13 protein-coding genes are annotated in these 13,684 nt (G+C 44.2%); all 13 read right to left on the bottom strand.

Annotated elements, in window-relative coordinates:
- Positions 1-29: 29 nt before the first annotated feature.
- A complete protein-coding gene (gene fliI / locus L5M17_RS15795) occupies positions 30-1,367 on the bottom strand; it encodes a flagellar protein export ATPase FliI (protein WP_028761187.1) in 1,338 nt (445 codons plus the stop codon).
- Entirely contained in the window at positions 1,336-2,331 is a 996-nt protein-coding gene (fliH, locus tag L5M17_RS15790) for a flagellar assembly protein FliH (RefSeq protein WP_263139365.1), read from the bottom strand. Before fliH ends, fliI begins: the two co-directional genes overlap by 32 nt.
- Complete coding sequence (gene fliG, locus L5M17_RS15785; RefSeq protein ID WP_028761189.1) at positions 2,318-3,370, bottom strand: flagellar motor switch protein FliG; 1,053 nt, start codon at positions 3,368-3,370, stop codon at positions 2,318-2,320. Before fliG ends, fliH begins: the two co-directional genes overlap by 14 nt.
- Positions 3,363-5,045: a flagellar basal-body MS-ring/collar protein FliF gene (gene fliF / locus L5M17_RS15780; RefSeq protein ID WP_263139440.1), complete on the bottom strand. Its 1,683-nt coding sequence runs from the start codon at positions 5,043-5,045 to the stop codon at positions 3,363-3,365. The genes fliG and fliF overlap by 8 nt, the downstream gene beginning before the upstream one ends.
- A 45-nt stretch (positions 5,046-5,090) precedes the next feature.
- Positions 5,091-5,426 carry a flagellar hook-basal body complex protein FliE gene (gene fliE, locus L5M17_RS15775; RefSeq protein WP_028761191.1) on the bottom strand — a complete coding sequence of 112 codons (336 nt, stop codon included), beginning with the start codon at positions 5,424-5,426 and terminating at the stop codon, positions 5,091-5,093.
- Positions 5,427-5,657: 231 nt separating this feature from the next.
- The gene (locus L5M17_RS15770) at positions 5,658-7,001 is read right to left on the bottom strand and encodes a sigma-54-dependent transcriptional regulator (RefSeq protein WP_263148449.1); all 1,344 of its coding nucleotides are present in this window, start codon (positions 6,999-7,001) and stop codon (positions 5,658-5,660) included.
- Positions 6,994-8,076: a sensor histidine kinase gene (locus L5M17_RS15765; protein ID WP_113939465.1), complete on the bottom strand. Its 1,083-nt coding sequence runs from the start codon at positions 8,074-8,076 to the stop codon at positions 6,994-6,996. The genes L5M17_RS15770 and L5M17_RS15765 overlap by 8 nt, the downstream gene beginning before the upstream one ends.
- A 109-nt stretch (positions 8,077-8,185) precedes the next feature.
- Positions 8,186-9,619, bottom strand: coding sequence for a sigma-54 dependent transcriptional regulator (locus L5M17_RS15760; RefSeq protein WP_105251936.1), 1,434 nt, complete (start codon positions 9,617-9,619; stop codon positions 8,186-8,188).
- A 287-nt stretch (positions 9,620-9,906) separates the two neighbouring features.
- Complete coding sequence (gene fliS / locus L5M17_RS15755) at positions 9,907-10,317, bottom strand: flagellar export chaperone FliS (RefSeq protein ID WP_113939464.1); 411 nt, start codon at positions 10,315-10,317, stop codon at positions 9,907-9,909.
- A gap of 8 nt (positions 10,318-10,325) precedes the next feature.
- Positions 10,326-10,679 carry a flagella biosynthesis chaperone for FliD, FliT gene (locus tag L5M17_RS15750; protein ID WP_263148446.1) on the bottom strand — a complete coding sequence of 118 codons (354 nt, stop codon included), beginning with the start codon at positions 10,677-10,679 and terminating at the stop codon, positions 10,326-10,328.
- Between the two features lie 110 nt (positions 10,680-10,789).
- Positions 10,790-12,145 (bottom strand): flagellar filament capping protein FliD, encoded by a 1,356-nt coding sequence (gene fliD, locus L5M17_RS15745; protein ID WP_263148444.1) that lies wholly within the window; start codon positions 12,143-12,145, stop codon positions 10,790-10,792.
- Positions 12,146-12,293: 148 nt separating this feature from the next.
- A complete protein-coding gene (locus tag L5M17_RS15740) occupies positions 12,294-12,695 on the bottom strand; it encodes a flagellar protein FlaG (RefSeq protein ID WP_317629597.1) in 402 nt (133 codons plus the stop codon).
- Positions 12,696-12,985: 290 nt separating this feature from the next.
- A partial coding sequence (locus L5M17_RS15735) for a flagellin (protein WP_263148442.1) occupies positions 12,986-13,684 on the bottom strand: 699 nt, incomplete at its 5' end.

Here is a 13,684-nt window from a genome sequence, read left to right as displayed (position 1 = left end):
ACTAGACCTCGATTAATTCGATGACGCCATTATTTGCACTGTGCAGCAAGTTGCCCAAGCATGACTTGGCTATCGGCAAAGCTAAATGCATCACGCATGGTTTGTCGCAAAAAAGCATTCATTGCTGGCTGCAGTCGTATCGCATTATCAATGCGAGGATCACTTCCTTGGGCATAGGCCCCAATAGAAATCAAATCTCGATTTTGCTGATATAAAGAATAAGTTTGTTTCACGCGGCGCATTGCTTCCAAATGTTCATTGGAGATCACCATTGGCGCGACTCGGCTAATAGAAGCTTCAATATCAATCGCAGGATAGTGCCCCGAATCCGCAAGCGAACGTGACAAGACAATGTGGCCATCGAGGATCGCCCGCGAAGCATCGGCAATGGGATCCTGTTGATCGTCTCCTTCCGTCAACACAGTATAAAATGCCGTAATTGAACCTTGCCCTGGGCCACCATTTCCGGCGCGCTCAACTAAACGTGGCAATTTTGCAAACACAGAAGGCGGATAACCTTTAGTCGCAGGCGGTTCACCCACAGCCAAAGCAATTTCACGCTGTGCTTGAGCGTAGCGCGTTAAACTGTCCATAAGCAATAAAACGTTATAGCCTAAATCGCGGAAGTATTCGGCAATACGAGTCGAGGTTTCACAGGCGCGAAGGCGCATCAAAGGCGATGTATCCGCAGGCGCAGCAACAACGACCGAACGCGCTCGACCTTTCTCACCAAGAATTTCCTCAATAAACTCTTTCACTTCCCGGCCACGCTCACCCACTAGCCCAACCACAATAATGTCTGCGGTAGTACCGCGAGTCATCATACCTAAGAGCACACTCTTACCGACACCTGAGCCCGCAAACAAGCCCATACGTTGGCCTTTGCCCACGGTCAGCATAGCGTTGATAGCGCGAACGCCAACGTCCAGCGGTTCAGTAATAGCACGGCGGGATAAGGGATTAATGGCAGCGCTATGTCTTGGCGCTTGTTGGTCGGTTTGCAACGCGCCTAAACCATCTAAAGGCACGCCGTTACCATCGAGTACGCGTCCTAGCAGGGATAAACCAACATTGAGTCCAGTTTGTTCCCCCAAAGGCACAACCCGCGCACCAGGCAATACACCACGTAATTCTTCAATGGGCATTAAATATAATAGTTCGCCATCAAACCCGACCACCTCGGCGATTAACTCGCCCGCCATGGTTTCGATCGAACATAAACTGCCCACAGGCGCACGGCAACCGCTTGCTTCTAAGGTTAAGCCGACAACACGCACCAGTTGACCACTGGCCACAGCGCGAAATGGCGGCACCTTACCCTGATGATGATTAAGTCTATTCAGCAGTTGATGTTGGCGATTTTGCATCTGATTTTGCCTCTAATTGCTCACCTGTGTTTGAGGCAGATTGTATATCCTCAGCATGTTGAGAAACCGTATCGACAACCTGATCATCAAGCTCTGATCCCACAGCCTCAGAAGCAGCAACGTGTTTAGCGGTATCTTCAACCTCTATCGCCTCTTGCAATTGACGCTGCTTGTCACTTAAGTGAGCATGTTGGTTCCGTAAAGACTCAAACACAGCATCAATACGCGATGCGAGGGTCAAATCGACTAAAGAACGATGACTACTGAGAATACAGTCACCTGGGCTTAAGGAAGGGTCAACTTCAAGTTCCCACTTACTGCGGGTCAATTGAGCGCTGGAATAAAGTTGTTCGACTAAAATAACATCGTCAGGATGCAAGCGGATTGTGACTGTTTGTTCTTTTATCGGCAGTGATTCTATACCTAAGCGCAATGCCGAAAGCACTTGTTCTGGATGAGTTTTTAATTCGTGGCCAATGACAGATTTCGCTAATGTCATACTCAGGTTCAGTAGCGAAAGTTCAATATCGCCATCGAGCAATTGCAATGGTTTTTCAAATTGAGCTAATAAGGTTTCAAAACGCGAGAGCAATATTTTTGCTTGGGCTAAACCGGTTTCTAATCCTTGCTCATGCCCTTGGGCGAGCCCTTCAGTATGGCCCTGCTCTAACCCTTCTAAACGCCCTTTTTCTAGCCCTTGCTCATACCCTTGCTGCTTACCCTCGCTAAAGCCTTCTTCTTCGGCTTGGGCGCGAATGTCTTCAATCTCAGCCATAGTCGGTGGAGAAACACTTTCCACTGTAGTCGACTTAGCGGCTTGATGATTCGAATGGCCGAACAGATTTGAGATAGAATCATCATCGGCTTCAGTCACATCTGGCAGCGCCCAGTGACTAAATTCGACATCTCCTTCGCTCAAGACCTTATTCAACAATTTATTGTCGCTCGGATTAGAGGAACTCATCGCCACCACCGCCGCCTAACATGATTTCGCCGCTGTCACTTAAGCGACGAGCAATAGACAGGATTTCTTTTTGTGCGACTTCCACTTCACTGATACGGATTGGGCCCATAGCTTCAAGATCATCACGCAATAATTCAGCGGCACGTTTTGACATGTTACCCAATATTTTTTCTTTCAGCTGATCATCTGTGCCTTTGAGCGCCTTCATCAGTACATCTTGCTGCACTTCACGCAACAGGGCTTGAATACCGCGGTCATCGACATCGATTAAGTTTTCAAATACAAACATCAAATCTTGGATTTGCTGCGCCATTTCTTCATCAGACTCGCGCATGGTTTCCATCAACTGGCTTTCGATACCCGTGTCTAAGTAGTTCATTATGTTGGCAGCCGCTTTTAAGCCACCCATTTTCGCGGCCTGGGCGCCACCTTGACCGGCGAACTGTTTCTCCATGATGTCGTTCAACTCTTGCAGTGCGGCAGGCTGTACTTCTTCAAGATTTGCAATACGCATCATCAAGTCTAAGCGGGTATTCTCAGGGAATTGACCAAAAATTTCCGCCGCTTGATCGGGTTCTAAATAGGACAACACAATCGTTTGGATCTGAGGATGTTCATTCTGAATAATGGTCGCCACTTGGCGTGCATCCATCCATTTCAACGAATCCAACCCCTTAGCACCACTGCCCATGATAATCTGTTCAATCAGATTACCCGCTTTATCTTCACCCAGCGCAGCGGTTAAGGCTTTACGGACGAACTCTTCACTGTTGAAACCAATTGAAGAATACTTTTGAATATCATCAAGAAACAGCTTATGTACCCCGATAACTTTTTCCTGACCAAACTCATCCATTGCCGCCATGGCCATACCCACTTTTTGCACTTGCTTCGGCTCTAAGTGTTTTAAAATGGATGCAGCATCAGCCTCACTCAAACTGAGGAGTAAAATAGCGGTCTTTTCAACGCCACTAATATCTTTGATATTAAAGGCAGGTGCGGCCGCAGGAGCCACTTCTTTCGTTTTATTCTCAGCCATTGTCTTGTAACCAGTTTTTCACGACTTGAGTAGAGAGCTCAGGCTCATTCGCCACGAGCGCACGGATAGCTTTAATCATATCATCATCTTTGTGAAGATTAGGGATATGAATTGAGCCATCGTCAGCATAACTGTATTCCGCCTCTTGAGTATTGAGCATCCCTAGCGTATCAGCCGCATATTGGTCCTCAATTTCTGCTAATTCATTACCTAATCTGCCATCCTCAGGCATATTCACACTGTCAGGATAGATCAAGCGTTTCAGCATAGGACGTACCACAGCTAGAATCAGCACCAAAATCACTAGCGCACCAATCCCAAGCTTAATCGCACGCCAAAACCAAGGTTGCTCCCAAAGTTCAGGTGCGGGTAAATCTTCAACCAATTGATCCATAAAGGGAACGGTTACCACTTCCAGCACATCACCCCGTTGTGAACTAAAACCAACCGCGCCTTCAAGCAAACGACGGATATTAGTCAGTTCTTGTTCGGTACGGGCAACACGGGCTACTTGACCATTTTCTCCAGCGGCACCAGGTTTAAAGTCCACCGCGACTGACACACTAATACGGCGCACTGCACCAACTTGCTGGCGGGTATGGCTAATGGTGGTATCTAATTCAAAGTTACGGGTCGCTTCGCGGTGCGAATTACCTGCGGTGACAGACTCGGTCGCTTTAGTCGCATCTTCTGGAATATTTGACTCCATTGGCGGTTGATTGGATAACGCGCCAGGGATCCCACCAGAAGAGCCGCCAGTGGTGTTATTTTCAACGGTCATTTCACTGCGCAGTGCTGGTAAATCAGGGTTAAAACGCTTTGATGTTTGCTCAACAGCAGTAAAATCCATACTGACGTCGACTTGAGAGGTAAAATTATCAGGACCTAGAATTGGCACCAGAATCGATTCAATCTTAGTGCGATATTCAGCTTCTTTTTGCTGTACTAATTCAAGTTCACGGCGAGCCGTCGCAGACGCGCCATCTTGGCTGCCTGAGTTCAATAAACGGCCGTTAGAATCAGTTACCGTCACCCTTGATGGTTCTAAACCTTGTACTGCAGAAGCAACAATATCGACGATAGCATCGACTTCACCTTGACCTAAGCCACCGCGACGGGTATTGATCACCACAGTTGCACTCGGTTTAGAGGCATTGCGGGCGAAGACGTTTTCTTTAGGTAACGCAAGAATGACTTTGGCACGGCTGACACTTTGTAGTTGCTCAATCGCACGGGCGAGGTTTTCTTCTTGGCTATGCTTAAGACGAGCTTGTTCCATGCGTTGGCTGACACCAAAGCCACTGTCTTTATTCAAAAAATCTTGGTTGGCTGCAGGACTGTCGATACCAGCACGGCTCAACATCATTTTGACTTCTTGATATTTATCTTCAGGAACTTTAATAACGTCCACGTCGATTTGGTACTTAACTTTATTTTTATCAAGTACATCTAGCACTTGAACCATTTCCTGAGTTTCCATTTTACCCAATGGACGATACTCTGGCTCCTGCGCCCACAGCATGACAAATACCGCCAAGGCTAAACAAATCGCTAAGGCTAAAATCATAGTCACTTGGCGCATCATATCGACACCACCAAGATTTCCCATCATTCCTGACTTATGTTCTTGCTGGACACCTTGGTCAGCTAAACCGGAATTGGATCCGACAATCATTTCTGTACTCACGATTCGTACCTGCTAATTGGGTTATTCACTGGCCTAGACAGGCATGCTCATTATTTCTTTGTAGGCTTCGACAAGCTTATTACGCACTTGCACTGTCGCCTCGAAAGCGACACTCGCTTTCTCACGGGCAATCACAGTGTCCGATAAAGAAACGGTAGTATCACCCATCTCTAAACGTGTCGCGAGGTTTGACGATGCAGACTGTAAGCCGCTGACATTGCCGACGGCTTGCGATAGCAACTGACCGAAGTCTGCACCACTGGTGTTATTCACTTGCTGCATGATATTTGGCTGAACGCCAAACGACGGCGTTATTTCGCCTTGGAGTTTCTGCATTTCCTGCAGGAATGAATTTGCGCCTATTTGCATGCTGAGCTCCCAGTCGTCGAGTTCTTGACGATCAAAATACCGATAACGGGACAATGCAAAATAACGGCCAAGTTTTCAGATGGTCGTGATTGATAATAAATTGACGGGATAAGAAGATGTCAATAACTAAGGATTTTGGATGAAATGAGCCACTTTTGCGGTTGTGTGTTTTAATAAATACAGCCTCACACTCAATGTGGAGGCTGCGTGATGATAACTTGAATTTATAGACTAATTTGGCAGTTGGATCCCCATATCACGCATCCTTGCCATCTTGTATCTTAGGGTTCGTGCGCTAATTCCTAGCTTTTCGGCGACTAACTTACGACTTCCTTGGCATTGATTAAGGGTCTCTAAAATAATCACATGTTCTTGAGCTTTGAGCTCTTCACCTAAACCGTCTGGCTCAGAAGAAAATGAGTCTAGATCTTCACCGCTTAAAATCACATCCTGCGCATCGATAATAATGTCATTGGCAGTGATCAATTGACCAGCTCTTAATATCAAAGCACGCTGGATCACATTGTCGAGTTCACGTACGTTCCCAGGCCAGCGATGACTCAATAAACGTCGACGCGCATTCTCATCCAACTCAGGCACATCGGCAACATTCAATGCCTTAGCATGTTTAGCTAGTAAATGACGCGCAAGAGGTAAAATATCTGCAGGACGTTGACTTAACGCAGGCCAAGCTAAAGGAAATACGTTAATTCGATAGTAGAGATCTTCCCTAAATCCCCCTGCGGCGACCACTGCCTTTAAATCACGATTGGATGTAGCAAGCACGCGCACATCCAATTTAATAGTTTTACGGCCACCTAAACGCTCAACTTCACGCTCTTGCAAAACCCGCAACAACTTAGCTTGTAAGCCTAAATCCATCTCAGAGATTTCATCGAGCAGCAAAGTGCCACCTTGAGCCTGCTCAAATTTCCCCGGACACGCTTGATAAGCCCCCGTAAATGCACCCTTTTCATAACCAAAAAGGGTGGCTTCGAGCATGTTCTCAGGAATAGCGGCACAGTTAATGGCCACAAAGGCTTGATTAGCACGGCTACTATGTTGATGAATATAACGGGCCAAAACCTCTTTACCCGAACCGCTAGGACCTAAGATCATGACAGAGGCATCGGAGGCGGCAACCCGTTGAGCAAGTGCTAATAATGCTAAACTTTTCTCATCAGCGACGACGGGCTGATCCACATTTTGTTTTAATGGCAAATAGCGTGAGACTTGATTGAGTAACACTTCTGGTGCAAAAGGTTTGGCTAAATAATCAACAGCGCCTAATTTTATAGCGTTCACCGCGCTACCAATAGTCGCGTAGGCCGTCATCAACAGCACTGGCAACTTAGGATGATGCTGCTGCAGATAGTTCAATAAACCTAAACCACCAATACCTTGCATCTGCACATCGCTAATAACTAAATCAAACTGATGTTGTTTCAAGGCTAAAATAGCGTCTTCACCGGAGGCAACATCAACACACTCATACTGAGCCAGCATTAAGGTATCAAACAAGGCTTCACGTAATGAAGCATCATCCTCAACGAGCAATAACTTTGCTTCAGACATGGGTAATCTCCAAAGGTAATATCACCGCGGATTTAGCCCTTGGGAATACTAAAGACACAGTACAGCCTTTATTCGGTACACAACTGAGTTGCAGTTGCCCCCCATGATTGCGCACCACAGATTGCACAACGGCTAACCCAAGCCCAGTTCCCTGCGACTTAGTCGTAAAGAAAGGTTCAAATACCTTCTGCTGCATAGTGGCGTCTAAGCCTTTACCATTATCGATGACGTCCAATAATAACCGTTCGCCCTCTTCCTTCGCTTGGATACGAATTTCAGTTGCTCCGGCTTCTATGCTGTTCATGACTAAATTATTAATCGCCGAGCTTAATGCATTGGAATTAGCTAACATCGAGCTGCTTGACGCATCATCAAATAACAAGTCACAGCCTTGCTTTGCCGCTATTGGCTCACAATTTGCCAAAACATTGTCGATAACCTCAGCCAACGAGATTAGATCTCCAAGTTCATCCTGACGGCCTTTCGCCATCAATAGCATGTCGTTAACCTGCCGCTCGAGTTCATTGAGTCTATCAACAAGTTTTTGTTGGAATTTAGCTTTAGCGGCATCGGATAACTTCGGACTCGCAAGGTTTGAAGCGTATAACAAAGCGGCTGATAAAGGCGTGCGCACCTGATGAGCCAAAGTTGCTACCATCTTGCCCAGTGCAGATAAACGTTGTAAATGGGAGATATTTTTCTGTAATAACCGAGTTTCAGTCAGATCAGTTAGCACAATTAATTGACCAGGCTCTGGCGTCAATGGCGTAATCGCTAATTTAACGCGGCGGCCATTACGCAGCGACACTTCGTGGCCATCATCGTCCTGCGGCGCAAAGGCACTGTGGATCACATCAATCCAGCGAACACCACACAAGGAGCGCTCAAGTAATTCAACTGCAACCGGATTTGCATCCGTGACTATACCGTCGCCATTGATAATCACCACGCCGGATGGCATAGCCTGTAAAATATGCTCCATTCGATTGGACATATTCGCGGCCTCACGCAGTTGGTTCCATTGTTTGCTAGTGTGCTTGAATGACTCAATTTGCGCTAGTGGGTTGGCTGACATAGTCACTCCGTCAAAAAATTGCTTATGACGGGGTGACTGCAGTATCTATGCCAAATTGGAAATTGAACTTTAGAGGTTAAAACAACTTATATAACAATAAAATAGAAAACTAATCTTTTGTCATTCCGTACTTACGCATTTTTTCTACAAGCGTTGTACGGCGTATTCCAAGCATTTCAGCAGCGCGAGCTACGACATTATCTTGTAGCTCTAGCGCCTGACGTATCATGTCTATTTCTAGTTCTGCTAACAAATCCTTAAGGTTCACACCTTCAGGCGGCAGCTCACTAGGGAAACGCGTTTCAGGGATTTCAACCGGCTCTTCATCGCTAAAGATAGAAGCTAAAGCATCACGTTCCTGTTGCTCTTCACTCATCTCTACACAATATTCGGGCACATCGATATGGCGATATTTGACAGGTAAATCGTTAACATCGACCAGTCCACCCGGATATAAAATGGTGAGGCGTTCGACTAAATTAGACAGCTCGCGCACGTTGCCCGACCAAGCATGTTCTTTCAGCGACTCTATCGCACGCTGCGTAAAACGCACCTTACCACGGCCTTCGTTATAGACTCGGCTAACTAACTCTTGTAATAGCAAAGGCACATCGTCCTTGCGATCACACAACGCGGGCATTTCAATCGGGAATACGTTTAGGCGGTAATAAAGATCCTCACGGAACTCATTAACGCTGATCATGGTTTCTAAATCTCTATGTGTCGCAGCAACTACGCGTACATCAGCATTAATTGTCTTAGTACCACCAACGCGCTCAAATACCCGCTCTTGCAGCACACGGAGTAATTTAACTTGCATTTGTAGTGGCATGTCTCCTATTTCATCGAGAAATAGTGTACCACCTTCAGCTAATTCAAAACGGCCTTTACGGGAACAGATTGCCCCAGTAAATGACCCCTTTTCATGACCAAATAGCTCACTCTCTAATAACTCAGGCGGTATAGCACCACAGTTAACAGGGATAAATGGACCGTCACGGCGCTCAGACAAATAATGGATATTACGGGCGACCACTTCTTTACCTGTACCTGATTGACCCAGAACAAGCACGGTTGCCTCAGATGTTGCTACTTGATTTATCAAGTGCCTCACATTCGCAATACCATCACTGCGTCCCACTAAGCTTCGGAATAACTTTGTTTGATTCGCACTAGTAGGGACTTGAGGCCGTTTAACTTGACCGAATACTTGGCAAAAGTGTAATAATTCAGTGAGCTGAGGATACGTTAAAGGTTCTTCTATATGTCCAAGAATATTAGACACTTGCAGATCGTCAACATTGCCAAGCAACAGCATAGGTTGCCATGGATGTTGACCTGCGATGTTTTTAAGCCCATCAGCATCCATAACATCAGTTAGGATAACTAAAGCTCGAAAACGGGTATCTTGGAGGCTAGCACTTAATTTTTCGGTGTCAATTTGTACAAATTGCTCACCTAAAAAATCCAAAATGCAACACAGGCGATTTAATCGCTCTGATGGAGGGCCGATAAGTAAAATTCGTTGATCTGTTTGCATCATTCAGTAGGCCGTAAAGCTCTAATATGTATTAATTCGCATTAATTATTTATGATTAGTTGCTGTAAAAGCTTAACAAATTCAATGTAACAATCTGTGCCACCATCACTACTTGAGATGAATATTGTATTATCAGCAGGCGAGAAGCAAGCCTCAGATGAGGTTTATGCCAAACTGAATTGATTTTAGTTCATTTACATCATGATTCTAGTCTAAAACGTCAATATTTTGACTTTTAGCCAAAAAAAAGACGCAACCAGTGCGTCTATTTTTAATCACGAAATAAGATATTAACCCGCTTCAGAATGCGCAGAAATATTATGTTTATCTGCAGGAATTGCATCCCAACTCTCTTTTAGAGTACGAACTAAGTCACTTACATCATCAATCGCTTGAACATCATTATTCAAATTCGCCTCTGAAATACGGCGCAACATAAAATCATATAAATTACTGAGATTGTAAGCAACACTGCCTTCAGCTTCCATATTTAAGCAGCTATTCAGCCCCGCGATAATCCCTAGCGATTTGCCAATAAGAAGCCCTTTTTTTGCAAAATCACGCTGCTCTATTGCATATCGACTCTGAGCCAAACGCTCAAGCAAACCAGCAAACATCATTTGAATAATGCGGTGAGGGGATGCCACTGCTATTTCACTTTCTAAAGAAACCTTACGATATGACTGTAATGAACCTCTCATATTTGTACCTACCTATTTGCATCTATCGACTTGTATACATTGATATGACGTTGACTATTACTACCAGCATGCAATAGAGCTTGCCTATCCAGTAAGAAAACATTGGCTTTCTCTGTACATGCTTGAGTTAATGAAAACTGTAACTGCAAATAATCTCTGTCAACAAATTGCTCATCTGCAACCAAAGCCTCAAGTAATAATTGACGCTGGCCAACAAATTCTTGCAATTTTAATACCAAAAAATCAATATTTTCATTATCAATTGACAATGTAGTCACTTGTCTAATGATTTCATTCATTTGCTCATTAAGAGAATCTAATGTGCTAACAACATTCTGTGTATTAATTTTGCTATGATGCATATATAAAATCTCTTACTCTGCCACTTTAGATAAAAAACTCATAAAATCCAAGAACTGGCAAACATCGTGTAAATCTATCTTACGGTAGGGACAATTTGGCTGATAAAATATTATCGTTTCCTCACAAGCCCTGGAAGAGAGTCGAGTCGCTGAGTTAGCATACTACCTTGAGCGTTCATCTGACCGACAATCAAATCCATAGCATTGTACTGCTTTAATAACCTAGCTTCATAGGCCTTCATTTTTAAGGCAAGACTCTCACGGCTATCGGTAATACGAGAAAGTTGAGTATCTAAACTTTCATCTCGACTATCTAAAATTCCCCCAGTTTTTACATAGGAGTCAGTAACATCCTTCATCCGCGTACCAAACCCAGTTTTTTCTGCAGAAAAAAAGTCCGATACGGCATTAATATCTTTACTTAGCACTTCATCAAGCTTTTTATCATCAATCTCAAGGCTACCCGTCTGAGTGGTTTTAATACCCAGATTCGCTAACATCATAGAGCCACTATCACCACTCGTTGATGACAACACGCCCCTCATCTGGTTTTGGACACCACGAATAACAGAATCACCCTGCAATATACCCGCTTTCTTAGTTTTGGGATCATAGCCTGACATGCCAGACATAGTTTTCATTAACTCATTGTATGAATTAACAAAATCTTTTATAGCTGTTTTCGAAGAGTCACGATTAGGTTCAATTTTGAGTGTCGTTGTTTTATCTTTGTTAGCATCCGTCAATGTTAAGTTGATGCCAGTAATCGCATTCTTTACTTCGTTTGAATCAGAGGTCACTTTTAAGCCATCAACATACAAAATTGCATCTTTTGCAGGTTGTAATTCTGTCATAGCAAAAACATCTGAAAGTGCTGTTCCAGCGTCATCCGTAGCCGATGCTTGCACTATATTGGCAGCTCCAGTTTTATTAGATGTAAGAACCAACTGAGCACCATTGTCGCCCTTAATGATAGTCGCGGTCACTCCAACATTATCTTTAGAAGCATTGATGTTTTTCATAATGTCTTGCAGAGAGTCTTCTGCACCAACAGCGACATTAAAGCTCTCACTTCCCACTGTCAGACTTAATGAGCCACTTCCTATTGGAGCCGTAACATCTGTAACTGCTGTAGAACCTAATTTATGGCTTTCAGCCAACTGTTCAACAATGACTTTATAGTTACCAGCTACTGCAGTCGGGTCAACTGTTGCGGTCATAAAGTCTTTATTGGAAAGCGTACTCTTAAAACCTGTAAAAGTTTTAGCATCAGATAGAGGTTTTATCTTCTCTAAGAAATCAGACATTGCACTTTTCAATGCCCCCAGAGCAGAGATCTGAGTATTTATCTTACCTTCTTCGGCATTGAATTTGGCTTCTTTAGGCGCTTTTTCTGCATTAACTAAAGCGGTTACAATGCCGCCGATGTCCATGCCAGTACCTACACCTAATGATGTTAATCCCATATCCACCTCTGATCTGCGTCTAAAAACTTACCAATACGTATAGTTAATAGTATTAATACAGCAAAATTCACGCCAAGACTTCAGTTAATATGAATGGCTTACCACTCTAGACTGAACCTCTCATGAATGCATATAAAAAAACTACGACTTAAACCTCTGTTTTTATTAATGCGCCTGTCACTTCAGACAGTTTTTCAGCCAAAGCAAGCGCCTCTTCACTGGGAATTTGTCGCAGCACTTCGCCAGAGTCTATATCCATAACACTGACAACGGGCCTATCAGAACTCGCATCAACTTTAAATGCTAATCCCTTACGCATCATAGTTACCATATCCGTCAGGTCACTCGCAACCTTATCTAACTGCTCAACATTCGTTTTAGTATCTTTTGTAGACTCGCCATCTTCTACCATGTTCACGCTGTTTGATTGGCCAAACAAAGGCTTTATTGAACCACTTGACTCTTGCTGAAGAGATTGTGGAGGAGCTAGTTTAAGCTCAGTCTTCAACCCCACTACATTAGATGTACTAACTGAATTAATATCCATCATGCCACCCTCTTAGTCACACTTACCTATGTACTCTGGTACTGCTAGAAAGTACTAACCTTACAGATGAAGCACAAAGCTACACGCTTCAGCTTTATCTTCAAACATTTGCTAATCTGCTTATTACTGTATATTGATGATGCAGCTAAATGATATTTACTAATAATCACTTTATTAACAACACTAAACTGACCATTTTAATGCACAAAGGGAAGGGTCTAAACGAACCTCCCCTCTCAGTGCCAAACACTTAGATGTCTATCATCTCAGCATGAGATAACCGCCAATCACAATTACAGCAATGACAGGGCAACTTGTGGTAATTGGTTGGCTTGCGCCAACATAGCAGAAGATGTCTGAGACAGAATTTGTTTCTTAGTCATTTCTGCAGTTTCTTTTGCAAAGTCAACATCTTGAATACGGCTACGGGCATCTGCTACGTTAGTTTGCACGTTACCCAAGTTATTGATAGTGAAGTTCATACGGTTTTGTACCGCACCTAAATCTGCACGTTGGGAATCAATACCAGCAATAGCTGAATCTATGACAGCCAAGGCATCCTGTGCTCCTTTGGCTGTGCCAATGTCAACTTTAGACACTTCAGACAATTTAGAGCTACCAGCAGTGGCAGTCACACCGCCACCGAGCAACTCGTTAGCTGAAGCACCTTTAATGGCAAATTTTTCAGGTGAAGATAATTTAAGTTCAGACGTTTTACTGGCGTTTGCTCCACTAGCTATGCCGCCTAACGCTGCTGTACCGCCAGAGTAACCAGTGACTTCTACACCAGCAACACCCTTAGCTGTAATACTAATGACACCTGTTTCTTTATCGTGGCTAACATCGTATCCCGCTTTACCTAAGTCAGTCGCGAGTTGCGCTGAATCACCTTTGTATGTCGCTAAATTGTAACTATCTTTTGTTGTGCCATCTTTAGCAACAACAGAGAAAGTACCGACATCCGAGGCGCTTAAGCTAGACAGGGTTGTTGT

It is taken from the genome of Shewanella sp. SW24, assembly GCF_025653395.1.
Taxonomy (GTDB): domain Bacteria; phylum Pseudomonadota; class Gammaproteobacteria; order Enterobacterales; family Shewanellaceae; genus Shewanella; species Shewanella oncorhynchi.
Note: the sequence above shows the minus strand (reverse complement) of the source record. Positions and strands in the feature narration are given on the sequence as shown.